Here is a 19,048-nt window from a genome sequence, read left to right as displayed (position 1 = left end):
ACTTCGGCGCTGGAATGGACCCCCGATCAAGTCCGGGGTGACGATGGAGTAGCTGGGTGTTCATGCGAGCCGCGTCCCCGCAGTAATCGGCCGCCCGCGCAGCAATTCGCTTGCCTCCATCGCCGGCTTGCCCGCGCGCTGCACCCGCGTCGCGCGGATCGCGCCGGGGTTGCAGGCGATGGTCAGTCCATCGTCGAGCGTGACGCCGGGAGCGGCGCCGGGGGCGGTCTCCGCCGGATGGATGACGTCGGCGGCGAGGATCTTGTAGCGTTCGCCCTCGAGTTCAAAGAAGGCGCCCGGCACGGGATTGAACGCGCGCACCTGCCGTTCGACCTGCACCGCGCTCGTCAGGAAATCGAGCCGCGCCTCGCTCTTGTCGATCTTTGCCGCGTAGGTCACGCCCTCGTCGGGTTGGGGGACCGGCGGAAAGGCGTGGAGTTCGCTCAGCACGCGTCGCATCATCAGAGCGCCCATCTCGGCGAGTTCGTGCGTCAATAGGCCCGCGCTCTTGCGCGCGACCGGCGTGGTTTCAATGAGCCGCATCGCGCCGGTGTCGAGCCCCGCGTCCATCTGCATGATCGTCACGCCCGTTTCGGCATCGCCCGCGAGAATCGCGCGCTGCACCGGCGCCGCACCGCGCCAGCGCGGCAGGATCGATCCGTGGACGTTCAGGCACCCCTCGCGCGGCGCATCGAGCACCGCCTGCGGCAGGATCAGGCCATACGCCGCGACGACCGCGACATCGAGGTCGAGTGCGGCGAATTCGGCCTGCGCTTCTTCATTCTTCAGGCTTCGCGGCGTGCGGACGGGGAGGCCGTGTTCCTCGGCCCAGACCTGCACCGGGCTTTTCTGCAATTTCTTGCCGCGCTGCGCGGGGCGGGGGGGCTGGCTATAGACCGCCACGATATCGTGCCCCGCCGCGTGAAGCGCGGCGAGCGTCGGCACCGCAAAGGGCGGCGTTCCCATGAAGGCGATACGCATGGGTCCGGGCTTTGGCGGACGGCGGGCCGATGTGCAAGATCGATGGCTGGAGATTGCTTCGCTGCGCTCGCAATGACGAAATTGGATGTCATTGCGAGGAGCGTAGCGACGCGGCAATCTCCAGCCATGGCCCTTGCGCGACTTTGTGTGCTAAGCCAAACACCACCCCATGGCATCCACCGAAATCGAAGCCCTCGTCCAGCAACTGGCCCGCCTGCCAGGGCTCGGCCCGCGATCGGCGCGGCGTGCGGTGCTGCACCTGATGAAGAAGCGCGAGAGCGCGTTTGCACCGTTGCTCGCAGCTCTGCAAACCGTGTCCGAGCGGCTCGTCACCTGCACCATCTGCGGCAATGTCGACACGCACGACCCCTGCGCGATCTGCGCCGACCCGCGCCGCGACGCGCGGTCGCTGTGCGTCGTCGAGGAAGTGTCGGACCTCTGGGCGCTCGACAAGTCGCGGCTGTTCCCCGGCAAATATCATGTGCTGGGCGGGCGGCTGTCGGCGCTGGAGGGCATCCGCCCGCAGGATCTGGCGATCGACGCGCTGGTCGCGCGTGTCGCGGCAGGCGGCATCGACGAAGTGGTGCTCGCGATGAATGCGACCTTGGAGGGACAGACGACCGCACATTATCTGGCCGAGCGGCTGGAGGGTTATCCGGTGCGGCTGACCCAGCTCGCGCATGGTTTGCCGGTGGGGGGCGAGCTGGATTATCTCGATGAGGGGACGCTGGCGCAGGCGCTACGGGCGCGACGACCGGTGGGTTGACGTCAGGCTTTCGAGTTCATACCTGAGCCCCCATGGCCATCCTACCCATCATAGAGACCCCGGATCCCCGGCTGCGCGTCATTTCGAAGCCCGTCGAGAGTTTCGACGCCGAGCTGAAACAGCTTGTCGCCGACATGTTCGAGACGATGTACGACGCCCCCGGCATCGGGCTGGCGGCGATTCAGGTCGGGGTGCCGAAGCGCATCCTGGTCATCGACTTGCAGGAACCCGATCCCGACGATGAAGAGGGCAAGAAGGTGATCCGCGACCCGCGCGTCTTCATCAATCCCGTCTTTTCGGACGAGAGCGAAGAGCATAGCGTCTATTCGGAAGGCTGCCTGTCGGTCCCCGAACAATATGCCGAAGTGACGCGGCCCGCCGAAGTCACCGTCGACTGGCAGGACGAAGACGGCAAGCATCACCAGGAACGCATGACCGGGCTGATGGCGACCTGCATCCAGCACGAGCACGACCATCTGGAAGGCATTCTCTTCATCGATCATCTGTCGCGGTTGAAGCGCGAGATGGTTCTGAAGAAGCTGGCGAAGCTGCGCAAGGCGGCCTGATTAAATCCCTCTCCCCCTTGGGGGAGAGGGTTTGTCATTACCCCGCCTTCGCCACGCCTACCATCGCGGGGCGAAGCAGGCGATCCTTCAGCATGTAGCCCGCCTGCATTTCCTGCACGATCGTGCCGGGTTCCTTGTCGCTCGGGATTTCGAGCATCGCCTGATGCTGGTTCGGGTCGAGCGGCAGGCCGATCGCCGCGATGCGCGTGATGCCGTTGCGTTCGAAGACGCTGAGCAATTCGCGCTCGGTGGCTTCGAGCCCGGTGATCAGCGGCTTGATCGCCTCGTCGGCGCGCTGCTCGTCGCTGAGCGCCGCGAGCGCGCGGCCGAGATTGTCGGCGACCGACAGGATGTCGCGCGCGAATTTGGTCGCGGCATAGGCGTGCGCGTCGGCGATTTCCTTGTCCTTGCGGCGCGTGACATTCTGCGTCTCGGCGCGCGCATAGAGCAGGTCCTGCTGGAGCGCGGCAACCTGTTCGGCGAGCTGCGCGACTTCGTCGTTCGCGCTTTCGGGCGCCGCCGTTTCGGCGGTTTCGGTGCCGTTGGTTTCGGAAGCTTGGCCGTCGTCGACGGGGGTGTCGTTTTCGATGTTCGTCATAAACCTATCGTATCAGTCTGGAGAGCGATTGTGCGGTGAAATCCACCATGGGAACGATGCGGGCATAGTTCAAGCGCGTCGGGCCGATCACGCCCACCACGCCGACCACGCGCCCGTCCGATCCGCGATACGGCGCCGCTATCACGGACGAGCCCGAAAGCGAGAATAATTTATTCTCCGAGCCGATGAAAATTCGGGTCGCGGCACCTTCGCGCGCGCTGTCGAGCAATTGCGCGATATCCTGCTTCGTCTCGAGTTCGTCGAGCAACTGCCGGACGCGGTCGAGGTCGCCGACCGCGCTGTCGTCGAGAAGGTTCGCCTGACCGCGCACGATCAGCACCGGTCGGTCGGCACCGTCGGACGACCAGATGGCGAGCCCGCGTGATACCAGGTCCTGCGCCGCGCGGTCGATCGCGATCCGCTCGGCCTCGATCTCGCGGCGTACCCGCGCCATCGCCTCGCTCAGCGTCAGCCCGCCGAGCATCGATGAGATATAATTGCCCGCCTCGACGAGCGCCGACGGGTTGAGCCCAGCCGGAATGTCGATGACGCGGTTCTCCACCGTCCCGTCGCCCGCGACGAGCACGACGAGCGACTGGTTCGCCGAGAGCGGGACGAAGGCGAGCTGTTTGAGCACGCGTTCATGCTTGGGCACGAGGACAAGCCCGGCGCAGGCCGAGAGCCCCGACAGCGCCGAGGTCGCCTGCGCAAGCGCGCTTTCGATCGGACCGCCCTCGGACAGGCTCGCCTCGATCTGCGCACGGTCCTCGGCGCTGGGTTCGGCGACCTGCATCATGCCGTCGACGAAGAGGCGTAACCCCTGCTCGGTCGGCAGGCGCCCGGCGCTGGTGTGCGGGCTCGCGAGCAGCCCATATTCCTCGAGGTCCTGCATCACGTTGCGGATCGACGCGGGGGAGAGGTTGAGCGTCGCGAGCTTCGACAGCGTGCGCGATCCGACCGGCTGCCCCGTTTCGAGGTACGCATCGACGACCAGCCGGAACACGTCGCGGGCGCGCGTGGTGAGTTCGGTGATCGGTGCGGTGGTCATAGAGGGGATTTAGGGACGGCGAGGGGGTGGGGCAAGCGCAACGCCGCTCCACACCGTTGCCCGAAGAAAAGAAGGTGCAATTGGCGGGCCTTCTGCATAGCCTTCCGCTTCGGGGGAGAAAATCATGACGACGCCACCGCTAAACCGCGACGACCCGCTCGACGATTTCGACCATCGCGACATCACGCTGCTCGGCCGTAAACACCGCGTCTATGTGACGGGCGGCGGCCCTGCCGTCATCGTGATGACCGAAATGCCGGGGATCAGCCCGCATGTCGCGCGCTTCGCGCGCTGGGTCCGCGGCGCCGGCTTCACCGTCTATATGCCGCATATCTTCGGGAGGGACGGCGCTGTGCCGCGGGCGCCTCGCATGTTGTTCACGATGATCGGTGGCTGCATCAGCCGCCAGTTCCGCGCCTTCCAGGCGAACGAAAGCTCGCCCGCGACCTTATGGCTGCGCGCGCTCGCGGCGCAGGCGCATACGGAGTGTGGCGGGAAGGGCGTCGGCGCGATCGGCATGTGCTTCACCGGCAATTTCGCATTGTCGATGATGCTCGAACCCGCCGTGCTCGCGCCGGTGCTGGCGCAGCCGTCGCTGCCGCTCAATGATCCGGCGGGGATGCACATCGCCCCCGACGAACTGGCGGCGGTTAAGGCGCGGATGGCGGCCGAGGACCTGACCGTGCTCGCCTATCGTTTCGAGGGCGACAAATATTGCAAGGCCGCGCGCTTCGCGGCCTATCGGGATGCGCTCGGCGACCGTTTCATCGGGAAGGTGCTGCCCGACAGCGCCGCAAACCCCGACAGCCCGATGAAGAACCCGCACAGCGTCGTCACCATCCACCTGATCGACGAAGCGGGCCAGCCGACCGTGCAGGCGCGCGACGAAATCCTCGATTTCTTCAAGATGCGGTTGAGCCAATGAGGCCGGCGGCCTAAGGGCCACCGCAATCACCAATCGAAAGGATATCCCATGCGCCCTTCCGGCCGTGCGCCCGACCAGATGCGCCCCATCGCGATCGAGACCGAATTCACCATCCATGCCGAGGGCAGCGTGCTCGTCAGCTTCGGCAACACCAGGGTGCTGGTGACCGCCAGCGTCGATGAAAAGGTGCCGTCGTGGATGCGCGGCAAGGGCGCGGGCTGGGTCACCGCCGAATATGGCATGCTGCCCCGCGCGACGCACACGCGCGGCAGCCGCGAAGCGGCGAAGGGCAAGCAGTCGGGACGGACTCAGGAAATCCAGCGGCTTATCGGCCGCAGCTTGCGCGCGGTCGTCGATATGAAGAAGCTCGGCGAGCGCCAGATCATCATTGATTGCGACGTGATCCAGGCCGACGGCGGCACGCGCACCGCGTCGATCTCGGGCGCGTGGGTCGCGCTGCGCCTCGCGGTCGACAAGCTGCTTGCGGCGAAATTGCTCGCCGAGGATCCGATCGAGGACAAGGTCGGCGCGATCTCTTGCGGCATCTACAAGGGCACGCCCGTTCTCGACCTCGACTATGACGAGGATTCGGTTGCCGAGGCCGACGGCAATTTCGTGTTGACCGGCAAGGGCCAGATCGTCGAAGTGCAGGCGAGCGCCGAGGGGGCGACCTATGACGAAGAAGGCCTGCTTCGCCTTCTCCGCCTCGCACGCATCGGCTGCGGAGAAATTTTCGCGGCGCAGGACAAGGCGACGGGGCGGTAAACCTCCTTTCGTCACCCCCGGCAAAGAAATAGATGCCGGATCAAGTCCGGCATGACGAATTTCGAGAGGTTCGATGATGGCTCATCGCAAACTGCAACCCGGAAAGCTGGTCATCGCCAGCCACAATGCGGGCAAGGTACGCGAAATCCGCGCGCTGCTCGAGCCCTTTGGAATCGAGCCTGTGTCGGCGGGCGACCTTGGCCTGCCCGAGCCCGAGGAGACGGGGACGACATTCCGCGAGAATGCGCTGCTGAAGGCGCACGCGAGCGCGTCGGCCGCAGGCTTGCCCGCGCTGGCCGACGACAGCGGGCTGGAGGTCGCGGCGCTTGGCAGGCGGCCGGGCGTCTACACCGCCGACTGGGCCGAGCGGCAGGTCTTCGAAGGTCCGCCCGGTCGCGACTGGTACATGGCAATGGGCAAGGTCGAAGGCCTGCTCGCCGAACAGGGGCCCGATGTCGACCGCAGCGCTTGTTTCGTCTGCACCCTCGCGCTCGCATGGCCCGACGGCCATGCCGAGGTTTTCGAGGGCCGGGCGCAAGGCAGCCTGACCTGGCCGCCGCGCGGCAAACTGGGGTTCGGTTATGATCCGGTGTTCGTTCCGGTCGGCAAGTCCCTGACTTATGCGGAGATCGATCCGGCGGAAAAACATGCGATCAGCCACAGGGCCGATGCATTTGCCAAACTGGTCGCGGGGGTGTTTTAAAGCCGCGGCGACATCAGGTGCGAAACCTGATCTTGCCTTCAACCTCGATGAAGCGCGACCGGTTGCCTTTCTCCTGCATATCCCACAGCGCCTGTTTGCGGCATTCGGGATCATGGTTGATACGACGGGCGACGAGCCTGCGCATTTCTTCGTCGGCAAAGATCAAATCGTGGGCGCCGTCGATGCTCACGCCAAATTTCTCGCGGGTCCGTTTGACGAGCTCGACGAAATCCCGATTGCCAATATCCATAAGTCCCTCCGGCATCGCGTTCCGGAGATCAACCTACCCATGCAGACAATCACGGAAAAGTGACTATATCGCCCCGCATGGCCGAACCGCTCGCCCTTTATGTCCATTGGCCGTTTTGCGTGTCCAAATGCCCCTATTGCGATTTCAACAGCCATGTGCGCGAGAGCGTTGATCAGACCGTTTGGCGTGGCGCGCTGCTTGCGGATTTGCGCCACGAGGCTGCGCTGCTGCCGGATCGCCGTGTCGGGTCGATCTTCTTCGGCGGCGGCACGCCGAGCCTGATGCCGCCCGCGACGGTCGCGAGGGTGATTGCCGAGGCGGAGGCGCTGTGGGGTCTCGCGGACGATGTCGAGATCACGCTCGAGGCGAACCCCAATTCGGTCGAAGTCGCCAATTTTGCCGACCTCGCCGCCGCCGGGGTCAATCGGGTTTCGATAGGTGTTCAGAGCTTCGATGCCGAAGTGCTTGAATTTCTTGGCCGCGCGCACAGTGAAGATGAGGCGCGCCGCGCCATCGCAACCGCGCAGGAGCATTTTGCGCGCGTCAGCTTCGACCTGATCTATGCCCGGCCCGGTCAGACGATGGCGGCGTGGGAAAGCGAACTTGCGGGCGCGCTGGCCTTTGGCACCGATCATCTTTCGCTTTACCAACTCACCATCGAGCCCGGCACGCGCTTTGCGACGCTCGCCGCGAAAGGCGACCTCACGATCCCCGATGGCGATACCGCCGCCGACCTGTTCGACGCGACGCAGGCGATGACGCGTTCGGCCGGCCTGCCGCGTTACGAAGTGTCGAACCATGCGCTTATCGGGCAGGAAAGCCGCCACAATCTCGCCTATTGGCGCTACGCCGATTATGCGGGCGTCGGGCCGGGGGCGCATGGTCGACGCCTTGGGCAAGCGACCGAACGGCACAAGAAGCCCGAGAATTTCATCGCGGCTGTGACACGCAACGGCCACGGTCTGAAGGTCGAAGCCGACCTGCCGGCGCAGGAGCGCGCAACCGAGGCGATGCTGATGGGGCTGCGGCTGACCGAGGGCATCGACCTGGCGCGGATCGAAGCGCGCAGCGGGCTGCCCCGCGACGCATTCGTCGATGGCGAAGCCGTCGCGCGGCTGGAAAAACAGGGACTGATGCGATCCGACGGCGCACGGCTGGCGGTAACCGACGACGGCATCTTGCTGCTCGACTCGATCCTTTCCGAGGTGGTCAAAACCCACTAGCTTGCCCCAGATCCGTTCGTGTCGAGCGAAGTCGAGACATCCCTCGATCTTACGCTTCGCCGAAGGGCATCTCGACTTCGCTCGATGCGAGCGGGAATGGGGACATGGTTTGGCGCAAGATTTGATCCGCGACTGGGACGCCCATCTGGCGCATGAAAAGCGCCGGTCGGAACATACACGCCGTGCCTATATCGCGACGGCGGAGCGTTTTTGCGCCTTCCTGTCGCGACATCGCGGCGGCGCGGTCGATGCGCGCATTATCAAGGCGCTGACCCCGAACGATTTGCGCGCCTATCTCGCCGAGCGCCGTGCTGAGGGGCTCGGCAATGCGTCGGCCGCGCGCGAGCTTTCGGCGCTGCGCAGCTTTCTGCGCTTCGTGGGCGGATCGAACGCCAGCGTGCCGCAGATGCGCGGGCCCCGGGTCAAGAAGGGGCTGCCGCGGCCCGTCGCTCCCGCCGAGGTGCTCCGCCTCGCGCATGATGTCGAGGATAATGCCCGCGAGGGCTGGGTCGGCGCGCGCGATTTCGCGCTGCTGCTCCTGCTGTATGGCGCGGGGCTGCGCATCGGCGAGGCGCTCTCGCTCACCGGTGCAGTCCTGCCGCTCGGCGATACGCTGCGCGTCACCGGCAAGCGCAGCAAGACGCGGATTGTGCCGATCCTGCCCGCGGTTGCGGGTGCGGTGTCGCGCTATGTCGAGGCCTGCCCCTGGCCGATCGGGAAGGACACGCCGCTGTTTCTCGGCGCGCGGGGCGGGCCGCTGGCGCCCGGCGTCGTGCGCGCCAATGTGCGTTCGGCGCGGCTCGCACTCGGCCTGCCCGAACGCACGACGCCGCACGCGTTACGCCACAGCTTTGCCACGCACCTGCTCGCGGGCGGGGCCGATCTTCGAAGTTTGCAGGAATTGCTCGGCCACGCGAGCCTTGCCTCGACGCAAGTCTATACCGCGGTCGACGCGGCGCACCTGCTCGATATTTACCGGTCGGCGCACCCGCGCGCCTAATCGCGGCGCGGCTTCGGCTTCCAGGTGATAACGCGGTAGATATAGAGGGCGATCAGCGACCCGATCGCGACGAGTGCGAGCGGACCGACGAAGGCGTCGAGGTTCGCGAACTGCTTGCCGAACCAATTGCCCGCGCCGGCGAGCGCGGCGATCCAGATCGTCGAGCCGGCGGCGGTCCAGATCAGGAATTTCAGCTGATTCATCCGCACCATGCCCGCGGGCAGCGACACCATCGTTCGCGCGACGGGCATGAAACGCGCGATGAACACGATGGCGGGGCCATATTTCAGGAAGAAATTGTGCATCCGTTCGACCTCGTCCCAGTCGAGTGTCAGCCAGCGCCCGTGGCGGTCGATAAAGGGTTTCAGCCGTTCGTAACCGATCCAGCGGCCGATCGCGTACCAGATCCAGTTGCCCGCCGTCGTGCCCGCGACCGCGACGGCGACGAGCGTCCAGAAATCGAAGCGGCCCTGCGCGACGGCGATCCCGCCGAGTCCCATGATCACTTCGGACGGGATCGGCGGAAACACATTCTCGATGAACATGAGGATGAAAATCCCCGCATAGCCCCAGCTCTGGATCAGGTTCAGGATGAAATCGGTCATGGGGGAGCAACGCTTCGCGCGGTCAGCCGATGCGTCGCTTGATCGCGTCCCAGATCATTCCCGCCGTATCGCTGTTGTTGAAACGGTCGATCGCGACGATCCCGGTGGGTGAGGTGACGTTGATTTCGGTCAGCCACTCGCCGCCGATCACGTCGATCCCGACGAAAACCAGTCCCCGCTCGCGCAGCTGCGGCCCTAGCACATCGCAGATTTCCTGTTCGCGCGGAGTGAGCTCGGCCGCCTCGGCATAGCCCCCGACCGCGAGGTTCGATCGGAATTCGCCTTCGCCGGGCTTGCGGTTGATCGCGCCCGCGACTTCGCCGTCGACGAGCACGATACGCTTGTCGCCCTGGCTGACGCTCGGCAGGAATTGCTGGACCATGAAGGGTTCGGGCCACACCTGTCCGAACAGCTCGACGAGCGCGCCGAGGTTGCCGCCGTCGGCGTCGACGCGGAATACCGCCTTGCCGCCGTTGCCGTGGAGCGGCTTGATCACGACCGCGCCGTACCGCGCCTGGAAATCCTTCACCGCGTCGAGGTCGCGTGTGACCATCGTCGGCGGCATGAACTCGGGAAAGTCGAGCACGAACACTTTTTCGGGGGCGTTGCGGACCGAGACGGGGTCGTTGACGATCAGCGTCTCGCCCGCGATCCGTTCGAGCAGCCAGGTGCCGGTGAGATAGCCGAGGTCGAAGGGCGGATCCTGCCGCATCAGCACGACATCGACATCACGGCCGAGGTCGATCAGCACTTCGTCGCCGAACTTGTAATGCGCGCCGTCTTCGCGCTGCGCTTCGATGATACGGTGCGCCTTCGTCGTCAGCCGCCCGGCCTCCCACGTCAGGCCGCGAACATCGTAATGATAAAGCTCGTAGCCGCGGTCGAGCGCCTTCAATATCAGATGGAAGCTGCTGTCGCCCCCGATGTTGATGCCATCCATCGGGTCCATTTGTACCGCGGCGCGCAGGGTCATTCGATCTTCCTCAGGGTTGCCAGACGTGGACCAGATGGCGTGGCAGGCGCCGTGGTGCAAGGAGCATCACGTCGATGCGAATGTCGTCGCGCGGGCCGGCGAAGCGCGGAGCGAGCATTTCGGCCGCCGCAGCGACGCGGCGCAGCCGGTATTGGTCGATCGCCAGGTCGAGGTCGGCGGCGCGGTCGCGCCATTTGACTTCGATGAAGGCGACCGTTCGCCCACGCCGCGCGACGAGATCGACTTCGCCGACCGGAACGCGCAGCCGTTCGCCCAGGATGCGCCAGCCGTGGAGGCGCAGCCACCAGGCGGCGCGGCGCTCGGCCTTGCGCCCGCGCGCCTCGGCGGCGGCGCGGTTCAAGCCTGCTCTTTCAGCGTCAGCGCACGCGCATAAACCGCGTGCCGATCGAGCCCGAAGCGTTTGGCGACCGCTTTCGCTGCCTGCGCGACGGGCTTGTCCGCCATCGCTTCGCGCAATGCGGCGTCCAGGGTGTCGTCGTCGGCTTCCTCGGCCAGCGCTTCGCCGGGCGGGCCAACGATGACCACGATCTCTCCCTTCGGCGGCGCCTCGGCGTAACGCGCGGCAAGCTCGCTCAGCGTGCCGGTGACGCATTCCTCGAACATCTTGCTGATCTCGCGCGCGACCGCCGCCTCGCGGTCGCCGAGCCCTTCGGCCATTGCTGCCAGCGATGCTGCAAGCCGCGGCCCGCTTTCGTAAAACACCAGCGTCGCACGCAATCCGGCGAATTCTGCGAGCGTGTCGGCGCGCGCCTTGGCCTTGTTCGGCAGGAAACCCGCAAACAGGAAGCGGTCGCTCGGCAGGCCCGACAACGTGATCGCGGCGATCGCGGCGCAAGGGCCGGGCAGGGTGGTGACATGGCGTCCCGCCGCACGGGCATCGCGCACCAGCTTGTATCCCGGGTCCGAAATCAGGGGGGTGCCGGCGTCCGACACCAAAACGACAACTTCGCTCTCCATACGCGCAACCAGCGCGGCGCGGGTGCGTTCGTCGCTATGATCATGATAGGGGGTCATCGGCACACGCAAACCCAGATGCGACAGCAGTTTCGCGGTCACGCGCGTATCCTCCGCGGCGACCACGTCGGCGGCGGCGAGCGTTTTGGCCGCGCGCGCGCCGATGTCGCCAAGGTTGCCGATGGGCGTCGCGACGATATAGAGACCGGGCAAGGGAGAATCTGAGATGTTCGAATCTGGCATGACGCCGAAAATGGCAGAAACTGCCGACCAGCGCCAAAACAAAGCACCGCCGCGTCGCCAGATGCTGCGCGGGTTCGGCGTGATGGCGATGGCGGGGCTGCTCGCGGCGTGCCAGGTGGTTCCGAAAACCGGCGGCCCTGCCACCCCGCCGCCGCCGACCAACCCCGACGACAATGTCGGCCCCGGCCTGCCGACCGACACCGACCGCCACCGTGTCGCGCTGCTCGTTCCGCAGACCGGACCCAACGCCGACGTCGGCACCGCGATCGCCAATGCGACAACGCTGGCGCTGCTCGATACGCGCACCGAACGCGTGCGCATCACAACCTATGACACCGCGCTCGGCGCCGCCGCGGCGGCGCGGCAGGCGGTCGCCGATGGCAACAAGCTGATCCTCGGGCCGCTGCTCAGCGAGGATGTCTCGGCGGTGGCGCCGATCGCACGCGGGGCGAAGGTTCCGGTGCTGAGTTTCTCGAACGACAGCAGCGTCGCGGGCAACGGCGTCTTCATCATGGGCTTCGTCCCCGGCCAGTCGGTCGAGCGCGTCGTCGCCTTTTCGCGCGCCAAGGGGCATCAGCGCTTCGGCGCGCTCGTGCCCAAGAATGTCTATGGTGACCGTTCGGCAGCGGCGTTCCGCGCCGCGGTCGCCGAGGCGGGCGGGACACTGGTTGCCGTCGAAAGCTATGACCGCAGCGCGACTGCGCTGTCGGGTGCGGCGCGGCGGCTCGCCAATGCCGGCGCGATGGATGCGGTGCTGATCGCCGACAGTGGCGGCAATGCGATCCGCGCCGTCCCCGTGATCAAGGGAGCGGGCAGCAAGCAGATCCTCGGCACCGAACTCTGGAACACCGATGCGGCGCTGGGCAGCAATGCCGCGATGCGCGGGGCATGGTTCGCCAGCGTCTCCGACGGCCTCTATCGCCAGCTTGCGACCAAATATCGCAGCCGTTTCGGCCGAACGCCCTACCGTCTCGCCAGCCTCGGCTATGATTCGGTTCTGCTGACGGTGCGCATCGCGCGCGACTGGAAACCGGGCAGCAATTTCCCGACGAGCCGCCTGCTTGCCGCCGACGGCTTCGGCGGGATCGACGGCATCTTCCGCTTCAGCAACCGCGGCATCGCCGAGCGCGCGCTCGAGGTCAGCGAAATCGGGGCCGGCGGCTTCCGCGTGATCGATCCGGCGCCGACCAAATGGTGAACTGCGATTGACAGTGGCAGGCCGGCCACAGTTGGCCGAAAACCGGTATCGGAAAAGCGCGGCGGTCTTTACGCCGACGCGGCGATCACTATATGACAATCGCGCGTGTTCCGGCGTCGATTCCGCACGCCTGTTTACAATGTTTCAGGAGATACAGCTATACCACCGCCCATGACCCGTCGCCCGATGGCACCGATGCCGCCTAAAAACGGTCCGCGTTACAATGAATTTATCGCCTCCCCCAAAGTCCGCGTGATCGACGAGGAAGGCGAAAATCTGGGCGTGATGCTGACGGCCGAAGCGATTGAGCAGGCGGCCGAGGTCGGGCTCGACCTGGTGGAAGTATCTCCCAACGCCGATCCGCCGGTGTGCAAATTCCTCGACGTCGGCAAGTTCAAGTACGAGGCGCAGAAAAAGGCGAACCTCGCGCGCAAGAGCCAGAAGACCCAGGAAATCAAAGAGATCAAGATGCGTCCGAATATCGACGATCATGATTTCGACGTGAAGATGAAGAAGGTCTTCGACTTCCTAGAGGAAGGCGACAAGGTCAAGATGACCATGCGCTTCCGCGGCCGCGAGATGAGCCACACCCAGCTGGGCCTCAACGTGCTCCAGCGCGTCGCCGAACTGACGTCGGAAATCGCGAAGGTCGAGGCGCATCCGCGCACCGAAGGCCGCCAGATGCTCATGGTGATCGCGCCGAAATAATTTCGCCGGCTCAGCCGGTATGAAATTCGAGGGCGGTCGCTCCAGCGGGGCGGCCGCCCGCTTCGTGTCGGCGCTCGATCATTCGGGCCGCGCCGTCAGCCGACACGAGCACGAGCGTCGAGGCGCGCGTGCCATAGATATCGCCGCGCAGGAAGAGTGCGGGGTCGTCCTCGGCCATCAGCGAATCGAGCAGTCTCTCGGGATCGCCGCCAGCTGCGACACTCGTTTCGAGCGCGCGGCGCAGCCGCTCGGCGCGCGGGCAGGGGGTATCGACCGGCTCGTTGGCGAGCGCGTGGACGCCGGGTTCGAGGGGCATGATCAGGGGAACCGGCCGGTTGGTGAGCAGCCGGGCCGCACCGGCATCGACCGCGAACAGGTTGAACGCGTTGAAGCGCGGCAAATCTTGGGCGTCCGGCGCTGCGAAACGCCCTTCGCCGCGCAGCAGGTCGGACACGAGTGCGCCGCGCGATTCCTTCGCCGGATCGGGCATCGCGCCGCGGACGTTGGTGACGACGACGGTGCGGCCGCTCGGGCGGTGAACGCCAAGCCAGGTCCCGCCCGCCTGCAGGTCGCGCCCGGCGACGATGCCGCTGTCCCCGTCCCAGATGTGGAGCGGCGCAGCGGGCCGCGCGTGGAACTCGTCGCGGTTGCCGACAAGGATGAGCGGCCAATCGGGATGGGCGCGATGGGCGAGGGCGACGACGCACATGCTGCGCATATCGGGGCTGACCGTCCGCTTGCCAAGCCTCTTGACAAAATGCTTGGTTGAATGTTCAATCAACTCATCTTGACGAGGGAGGACGGCGATGGCCGACGAATTCGAGAAGATGGGCGAAAGCCTCAAAGCGAAGACCGGCAAGGGGCTCGACGAATGGGTCGCCGCCGCGCGCGCCGCCGGCATCGCCGGCCATATGGCGTTGGTCAATCACCTGAAAAGCGAACATGGCCTCGGCCACGGCTATGCCAATATGATCGTCCATGCCGCCAATAAGTCCTCCGCGCTGTCGCAGGATGATGACGTGCTGGTCGATGCGGCATTCGAAGGGGCGAGGGCGCATTGGCGGCCGCTTTACGACCGGCTGATCGCGCAAGTGCAGGCCTTCGGCGGCGACGTCGAACTTGCTCCCAAGAAGGGCTATGTCAGCCTGCGCCGCAAGAAGCAGTTCGCGCTGCTCCAGCCGTCGACCAAGGATCGTTTCGATATCGGCCTCGCGCTCAAAGGCGAGGAGCCTGCCGGCAGGCTCGAACTTGCGGGTAGCTGGAACGCGATGGTCTCGCACCGCATGCGCGTCGCCGCGGGCGAAGAGGCGGGCGATGATGTCGCGGGCTGGCTCCGCGCCGCCTATGATCGTGCGGGCTAGGGGGGGGGCGCCGTGAACGCCACCGACACGCGCAACCGCATCCTGATGACCGCGATGGAGCTGTTCTGGGAGAAGGGCTATCTCTCGACGTCGGTGTCCGACATCCTCTCGCGGAGCCAGGTGCACAGCGGCAGCCTCTATCATTTCTTCCCCGGCAAGCAGGATGTTCTCGTCGGCGTGCTCGAACTCTATCGCGACGGGATCGACGAGATGCTGCTCGCGCCGAACTGGGAGGGAGTCGACGATCCGATCGAGCGCATCTTTGCGCTGCTGGCCGGCTATCGCACGCACCTGATCGTGACCGATTGCACCTACGGCTGCCCGATCGGTAGCCTTGCGCTCGAAATCCACGAGCCCGACCCGGTGGTGCGCGATCTGATGGCGGCGAATTTTTCGAACTGGTCGGCGGCGATTGCGGGCTGTTTCGATGCCGCGGCCGATCGCCTGCCGAAGGACTCCGATCGCAAGGCGCTCGGCGAATTCGTGCTGACGGTGATGGAAGGTGCGGTGATGCAGGCGCGCACCTATCGCGACATCGGCTATTTCGATCGTAACATCGCTGTATTGCGTGACTATATCACCACATTGATGGCGGCGGCAAAGCGTGATAGCTTCGCCTGATCTTTCTGGAGGGGGAGACGAATATGAACGAAGCCGTGAAAACGCCGTGGCACCTGTGGGCCGTCGGCATCATATCGCTGCTGTGGAACGCATTCGGTGCATTCGACTATGTGATGACCAAACTCAAGAACCCCGAATATATGGCGGCTTTCACCCCCGAACAGCAGGCCTATTTCTACAGCTTCCCGCTGTGGGCGAATCTCGGCTGGGCGCTGGGCGTGTGGGGATCGGTGCTGGGCTCGATCCTGCTGCTCGCGCGCAGCCGCCACGCGGTGACCGCCTTCCTGCTCTCGCTCGTCGGCCTTGCGATCAGCAGCGTCTATCAGTTCGGGATGCACTATGGCGACCTGGAGCGGATGTTCGGGACTTTCCCGATGATCTTCACCGCGGTGATCTGGGTCATCGTGATCGCGCTGTTCCTTTATGCGCGCGCGCAGGCGGCAATGGGTGTGCTGCGCTGAAGATACCCGCCTTGGGGCGTATCCCCGACCTTCCGTTATTCGTCATCCCGGCCTGCGCCGGGATGACGGTGAGGAGACTATCCTCCTTGTCGCGTAGCGATGGGGAGGTGGCAGCCCCCCAAGGCTGACGGAGGGGCCAGGCGCGCAAGCGCGCGCTGACGCCTCGCGGCCCCTCCACCACGCCTCCCCATCGCTACGCGACAGGGAGGAGCTTGTGGCAACCCGCCGCGCCTCAGCGCGCGCGGATAAAGGCCCGCACGTCTTCGGACAATTTATGCCGGTCCTCGTCGCGGATATACATCATGTGGCCGGCGCCATAATAGGTGTAGCTGATGCGATCCTGCGGGATGCCGGTACGCGACAGCGCATATTCGGCGGCGAAAAACGGCGTCGCGAAATCATAATAGCCCTGCGCGACAAGGACTTTCAGCCCCGAATTTTCGCGCAGCGCCTGCCCGATATAGGGCGCGACGTTCAGATAGGAGTTGGTGTCGCGGTCGCCGATCCGCCAATCCCACTGGCCGCCGATCCGGCCGATTGACTGATATTCGCGATCGGTCTTGAACCCCAGCCCGTCGCGGCTCCAGCTGTTGATCGCGGCGGTATAGCTCGCATCGATGCCGTAAAAGCTGGGGTCGTTGTCGGGGCCTTCGCCCGCGCTGTCATAATCCTTGCCGGTATAGCGGCTGTCCAGGCGCCCGACGGTGAGGCCGCGGTCGCGGAGCAGTTCCTTGTAAAAGCGCTGCGGCGTGACGCGCAGATCGGCCTGTTCGAGATAGGTTTCGGAGAGGCCGGTGAAGCGCGACAGCTCGCGGCGGATCGCGGCGCGCTCCTCGCCCTGCAATTTCTGACCCTTGAGCAGCGCCGAAGCATAGGGACCGATCGCCCATTGCCGTGCTTCCTCGACGAAGGCTTCGACCGAGGGCGCACTCGCCTTGCCATGATAGAGTGCGGTCGCGGCCATCGAGGGCAGGTTGGTGATCGGCGACAACTCGTTGCCCGGCGTGTCGGCGCCCGCGGCGAAATCGAGCACGGTCGAGATCAGGATGATGCCGTTCAATGCGACGTCATTGTACGTCTCGTTCATCAGCTGGTTGGCGACCGCGGCCGAACGTGTCGTGCCATAGCTTTCGCCGCCGAGGAACTTGGGGCTGTTCCAGCGGCCATTGTCGTTCAGCCAGCGACGGATCACCTCGGCGACCAGCTTGGCATCCTGCGTCACCCCGTAATAATCCTTGGGGTCGGCCTTGCCGATCAGGTGCGAGAATCCGGTGCCCGGCGGATCGATGAAAACGACATCGGTGACGTCGAGCAGCGCATCGGGATTGTCGACGATCGGATAGGGCGGGGCGCCGTCATCGACGCCGGTGCCGGGGATCGCGACGCGCTTCGGCCCGAACGCCCCCATCATCAGCCAGACGGTGCCCGACCCCGGGCCGCCGTTGAACAGGAAGGTGATCGGCCGGCCGGGGTCGCGCGGCTCCTTGATGTAGGAAGTGGTGACGACCGCCACCTCGGGCACGCCATCCTTGTTCTTGATGATCGTCTCGCCGATCGTCGCGGCATAGCTGATCCGCTGCCCGCCGAAGGTGCCGCTGAGCTTGGTGGTGCGGATTTGCGGTTCGATATCGGCGGGCTTTTCGGCCTTCGTCTTGTCGGCGGCTTCCTGTGCTTGGACGACAGACGGTGCGGCAGCAACAAGCGCCAGCGCGATAAGCGACAGACCCGATTTCATAGATATTGTCTCCCCGATTGCGGGGCGACCCTATGCAGCGGGCGCAGAGGCGGCAAGGTTACTTGTCGGTTACAAGCGGGGTTTCGTCGAAGGAGGAGACGGTGCGCCTATTTCCGAAGCAGGCGCGGGTTGGCTTTGCCGAACCAGAATTTTCCGTCCTTTGGCGCCGACCATGGATTGATCGCTTCCCCGCGTTTGCCGGAAAAAGTCATCTCGTCTGGGTTTGCCTCAAGCGTCCGTTTGGCGCTGTGGCGCAATGCACGCGCCGCCTTTGCCTTCCACTCAGCGTCGGATTTTGCTGCAGTAGTTCCGGTTATGGGCGTTTTTCGGCGAGAGCGAGACATGGCACGTACTCAGGCCGCCGCGTAGATCGCCGGGCGATAGCGGGGCGGCGGGATATCGAAGCCTTTTTCGCGCGCCACTTCCAGCCAGCCGTCAATAGCATCCTGCACGTTGGCAATAGCCGCTTCGCGCGTGTCGCCGTGCGCGGAGCAAGGGCGCAGATCAGGAACGTCTGCAATCCAGCAGCCATCCTCTGCCGACCAGAAGAGATTGATATGATAGTGCGGTTCGTTCACTCGCCGAGTTTTAGCCCATATTGCTCGACAAGTTCAAGCAGTTCGCGGACCTGGTAGCGCTTGGCATCCTTGCCGTCGGGTTGCACAGGGAAGGGACGCGAGATAGCGGGGTGGACATATTGGCGGTGACTGCCGGTGGTGCGGACATGTTCGAACCCGAAAGCGGCGAGCAGGGCTTCAAAATCGCGGAAGCTGATTGAGCGATTGGCTGATTGAAGCAGCTGCGCGTAGAGTTTGTGAGGCCTAACCACGTTCTGCCTCCTTTGGGCTGGCGCAATTTGAGGCAGCGGCGATGTCGAAAATCATGGATCGATCCGCCGAACCGCGGCGCAGACCGAAGGAGGCAGCCGATATGCATATTCGCCTTCATCCGCATTCCACACCCACTCTATCAGGGAACTACCGAGTGCATGCCCTTCCGTCTGTGAGAGGCGCCTACCAATGGCACCGAGCAGCCCACCAAGCTGGTTTGGATTGTAGCTTGTAGCAGTTTGAAGGTCTGAAGCAGAAACCCACTCTGGATAGGCATCAAGTAGCGATCTGAATAAGGAGCGCTGTGCAACGGATAGTGGCCGACGGCGAAGAGCGCGATAAGCGATCTTTTCGCTCGCGAAGCGCTCATCATCGTCGTCGTTGCTTTCAATAAGCAGCGATTTCGGTGAAGCTTCCGCCGTCGGAGCCTGTCCTTGCGCTCGGATCAGCGCCGCAATCTCGTCCGGAGTGCCTTCAACCTCGAATCCGTTTATCGTTATTCGCATAGCGCCC

Annotated in this window: 25 protein-coding genes; 12 read left to right on the top strand and 13 right to left on the bottom strand. The window is 64.9% G+C overall.

Translation table 11 applies throughout. The features are described from left to right. Nucleotides 1–60 precede the first annotated feature (60 nt). A complete protein-coding gene (gene fmt / locus VSX79_RS11820; protein WP_326913439.1) occupies nt 61–981 on the bottom strand; it encodes a methionyl-tRNA formyltransferase in 921 nt (306 codons plus the stop codon). Between the two features lie 169 nt (nt 982–1,150). On the opposite strand from fmt, the gene recR reads away from it, so the two are divergent. Both recR and def read left to right on the top strand, forming a co-directional pair. Then, entirely contained in the window at nt 1,151–1,747 is a 597-nt protein-coding gene (recR, locus tag VSX79_RS11815; RefSeq protein WP_326913438.1) for a recombination mediator RecR, read from the top strand. Nucleotides 1,748–1,779: 32 nt separating this feature from the next. After that, nucleotides 1,780–2,313: a peptide deformylase gene (gene def, locus VSX79_RS11810; RefSeq protein ID WP_179495225.1), complete on the top strand. Its 534-nt coding sequence runs from the start codon at nt 1,780–1,782 to the stop codon at nt 2,311–2,313. Between the two features lie 37 nt (nt 2,314–2,350). On the opposite strand, the gene grpE is transcribed toward def, so the two are convergent. Both grpE and hrcA read right to left on the bottom strand, forming a co-directional pair. Beyond that, nucleotides 2,351–2,911 (bottom strand): nucleotide exchange factor GrpE, encoded by a 561-nt coding sequence (grpE, locus tag VSX79_RS11805; protein ID WP_179495227.1) that lies wholly within the window; start codon nt 2,909–2,911, stop codon nt 2,351–2,353. Nucleotides 2,912–2,915: 4 nt separating this feature from the next. Then, on the bottom strand, nt 2,916–3,959 hold the full coding sequence (gene hrcA / locus VSX79_RS11800) for a heat-inducible transcriptional repressor HrcA (RefSeq protein WP_179495229.1): 1,044 nt from the start codon (nt 3,957–3,959) through the stop codon (nt 2,916–2,918). Nucleotides 3,960–4,083: 124 nt separating this feature from the next. On the opposite strand from hrcA, the gene VSX79_RS11795 reads away from it, so the two are divergent. The 3 genes from VSX79_RS11795 to rdgB all read left to right on the top strand — a co-directional run bounded on the left by VSX79_RS11795 (nt 4,084) and on the right by rdgB (nt 6,352). Next, a complete protein-coding gene (locus tag VSX79_RS11795; protein ID WP_326913437.1) occupies nt 4,084–4,884 on the top strand; it encodes a dienelactone hydrolase family protein in 801 nt (266 codons plus the stop codon). A 48-nt stretch (nt 4,885–4,932) separates the two neighbouring features. After that, nucleotides 4,933–5,649 carry a ribonuclease PH gene (gene rph / locus VSX79_RS11790; RefSeq protein ID WP_179495233.1) on the top strand — a complete coding sequence of 239 codons (717 nt, stop codon included), beginning with the start codon at nt 4,933–4,935 and terminating at the stop codon, nt 5,647–5,649. Between the two features lie 76 nt (nt 5,650–5,725). Further along, on the top strand, nt 5,726–6,352 hold the full coding sequence (rdgB, locus tag VSX79_RS11785) for an RdgB/HAM1 family non-canonical purine NTP pyrophosphatase (protein WP_326913436.1): 627 nt from the start codon (nt 5,726–5,728) through the stop codon (nt 6,350–6,352). Nucleotides 6,353–6,365: 13 nt separating this feature from the next. Here the strand turns inward: rdgB and VSX79_RS11780 are convergent, their stop codons facing one another. Further along, the gene (locus tag VSX79_RS11780) at nt 6,366–6,542 is read right to left on the bottom strand and encodes a hypothetical protein (protein ID WP_326913435.1); all 177 of its coding nucleotides are present in this window, start codon (nt 6,540–6,542) and stop codon (nt 6,366–6,368) included. Between the two features lie 137 nt (nt 6,543–6,679). On the opposite strand from VSX79_RS11780, the gene hemW reads away from it, so the two are divergent. Together hemW and VSX79_RS11770 are read left to right on the top strand one after the other, a co-directional pair. Further along, nucleotides 6,680–7,825 carry a radical SAM family heme chaperone HemW gene (gene hemW, locus VSX79_RS11775; RefSeq protein WP_326915252.1) on the top strand — a complete coding sequence of 382 codons (1,146 nt, stop codon included), beginning with the start codon at nt 6,680–6,682 and terminating at the stop codon, nt 7,823–7,825. Nucleotides 7,826–7,934: 109 nt separating this feature from the next. Further along, the gene (locus VSX79_RS11770) at nt 7,935–8,825 is read left to right on the top strand and encodes a tyrosine recombinase XerC (protein WP_326913434.1); all 891 of its coding nucleotides are present in this window, start codon (nt 7,935–7,937) and stop codon (nt 8,823–8,825) included. Here VSX79_RS11770 and VSX79_RS11765 read toward each other — a convergent pair. From VSX79_RS11765 to rsmI, 4 genes are read right to left on the bottom strand one after another with little or no spacing between them, the layout of a single operon-like run. Next, nucleotides 8,822–9,430: a DedA family protein gene (locus VSX79_RS11765; protein ID WP_179495239.1), complete on the bottom strand. Its 609-nt coding sequence runs from the start codon at nt 9,428–9,430 to the stop codon at nt 8,822–8,824. The two genes, VSX79_RS11770 and VSX79_RS11765, sit on opposite strands and share 4 nt — an antisense overlap. A gap of 22 nt (nt 9,431–9,452) precedes the next feature. Next, nucleotides 9,453–10,403, bottom strand: coding sequence for a glutathione synthase (gshB, locus tag VSX79_RS11760; RefSeq protein ID WP_179495241.1), 951 nt, complete (start codon nt 10,401–10,403; stop codon nt 9,453–9,455). A 10-nt stretch (nt 10,404–10,413) separates the two neighbouring features. After that, nucleotides 10,414–10,764, bottom strand: a complete 351-nt coding sequence (locus tag VSX79_RS11755) for a YraN family protein (protein WP_326913433.1) — start codon at nt 10,762–10,764, stop codon at nt 10,414–10,416. Continuing rightward, complete coding sequence (gene rsmI, locus VSX79_RS11750) at nt 10,761–11,621, bottom strand: 16S rRNA (cytidine(1402)-2'-O)-methyltransferase (RefSeq protein ID WP_326913432.1); 861 nt, start codon at nt 11,619–11,621, stop codon at nt 10,761–10,763. Before rsmI ends, VSX79_RS11755 begins: the two co-directional genes overlap by 4 nt. A gap of 61 nt (nt 11,622–11,682) precedes the next feature. On the opposite strand from rsmI, the gene VSX79_RS11745 reads away from it, so the two are divergent. Together VSX79_RS11745 and infC are read left to right on the top strand one after the other, a co-directional pair. Further along, nucleotides 11,683–12,819, top strand: coding sequence for a penicillin-binding protein activator (locus VSX79_RS11745; protein ID WP_179497276.1), 1,137 nt, complete (start codon nt 11,683–11,685; stop codon nt 12,817–12,819). Nucleotides 12,820–12,990: 171 nt separating this feature from the next. Then, a complete protein-coding gene (gene infC / locus VSX79_RS11740; protein ID WP_179495247.1) occupies nt 12,991–13,527 on the top strand; it encodes a translation initiation factor IF-3 in 537 nt (178 codons plus the stop codon). A 10-nt stretch (nt 13,528–13,537) separates the two neighbouring features. Here the strand turns inward: infC and VSX79_RS11735 are convergent, their stop codons facing one another. Further along, a complete protein-coding gene (locus VSX79_RS11735; protein ID WP_326913431.1) occupies nt 13,538–14,245 on the bottom strand; it encodes an NRDE family protein in 708 nt (235 codons plus the stop codon). An 88-nt stretch (nt 14,246–14,333) separates the two neighbouring features. Here VSX79_RS11735 and VSX79_RS11730 point away from each other — a divergent pair, with 88 nt between their 5' ends. The 3 genes from VSX79_RS11730 to VSX79_RS11720 are packed head-to-tail and all read left to right on the top strand — an operon-like array spanning nt 14,334 to nt 15,970. Further along, the gene (locus tag VSX79_RS11730) at nt 14,334–14,888 is read left to right on the top strand and encodes a DUF4287 domain-containing protein (RefSeq protein WP_179495251.1); all 555 of its coding nucleotides are present in this window, start codon (nt 14,334–14,336) and stop codon (nt 14,886–14,888) included. 12 nt (nt 14,889–14,900) lie between these two features. Beyond that, nucleotides 14,901–15,509 (top strand): TetR/AcrR family transcriptional regulator, encoded by a 609-nt coding sequence (locus VSX79_RS11725; RefSeq protein WP_179495253.1) that lies wholly within the window; start codon nt 14,901–14,903, stop codon nt 15,507–15,509. 23 nt (nt 15,510–15,532) lie between these two features. Beyond that, nucleotides 15,533–15,970 carry a hypothetical protein gene (locus tag VSX79_RS11720; protein WP_179495255.1) on the top strand — a complete coding sequence of 146 codons (438 nt, stop codon included), beginning with the start codon at nt 15,533–15,535 and terminating at the stop codon, nt 15,968–15,970. Between the two features lie 232 nt (nt 15,971–16,202). Here VSX79_RS11720 and VSX79_RS11715 read toward each other — a convergent pair whose 3' ends face one another. The 4 genes from VSX79_RS11715 to VSX79_RS11700 all read right to left on the bottom strand — a co-directional run bounded on the left by VSX79_RS11715 (nt 16,203) and on the right by VSX79_RS11700 (nt 19,041). Then, on the bottom strand, nt 16,203–17,705 hold the full coding sequence (locus VSX79_RS11715) for a S10 family peptidase (RefSeq protein WP_326913430.1): 1,503 nt from the start codon (nt 17,703–17,705) through the stop codon (nt 16,203–16,205). A gap of 353 nt (nt 17,706–18,058) precedes the next feature. Next, nucleotides 18,059–18,283 (bottom strand): type II toxin-antitoxin system HicB family antitoxin, encoded by a 225-nt coding sequence (locus VSX79_RS11710; protein ID WP_326913429.1) that lies wholly within the window; start codon nt 18,281–18,283, stop codon nt 18,059–18,061. Then, nucleotides 18,280–18,534 carry a type II toxin-antitoxin system HicA family toxin gene (locus VSX79_RS11705; RefSeq protein ID WP_326913428.1) on the bottom strand — a complete coding sequence of 85 codons (255 nt, stop codon included), beginning with the start codon at nt 18,532–18,534 and terminating at the stop codon, nt 18,280–18,282. The genes VSX79_RS11710 and VSX79_RS11705 overlap by 4 nt, the downstream gene beginning before the upstream one ends. Before the next feature lie 51 nt (nt 18,535–18,585). Next, the gene (locus tag VSX79_RS11700) at nt 18,586–19,041 is read right to left on the bottom strand and encodes a hypothetical protein (protein ID WP_326913427.1); all 456 of its coding nucleotides are present in this window, start codon (nt 19,039–19,041) and stop codon (nt 18,586–18,588) included. Nucleotides 19,042–19,048 lie beyond the last annotated feature (7 nt).

Origin of the sequence: Sphingopyxis chilensis (assembly GCF_035930445.1) — a bacterium.
Taxonomy (GTDB): Bacteria; Pseudomonadota; Alphaproteobacteria; order Sphingomonadales; family Sphingomonadaceae; genus Sphingopyxis; species Sphingopyxis chilensis.
Note: the sequence above shows the minus strand (reverse complement) of the source record. Positions and strands in the feature narration are given on the sequence as shown.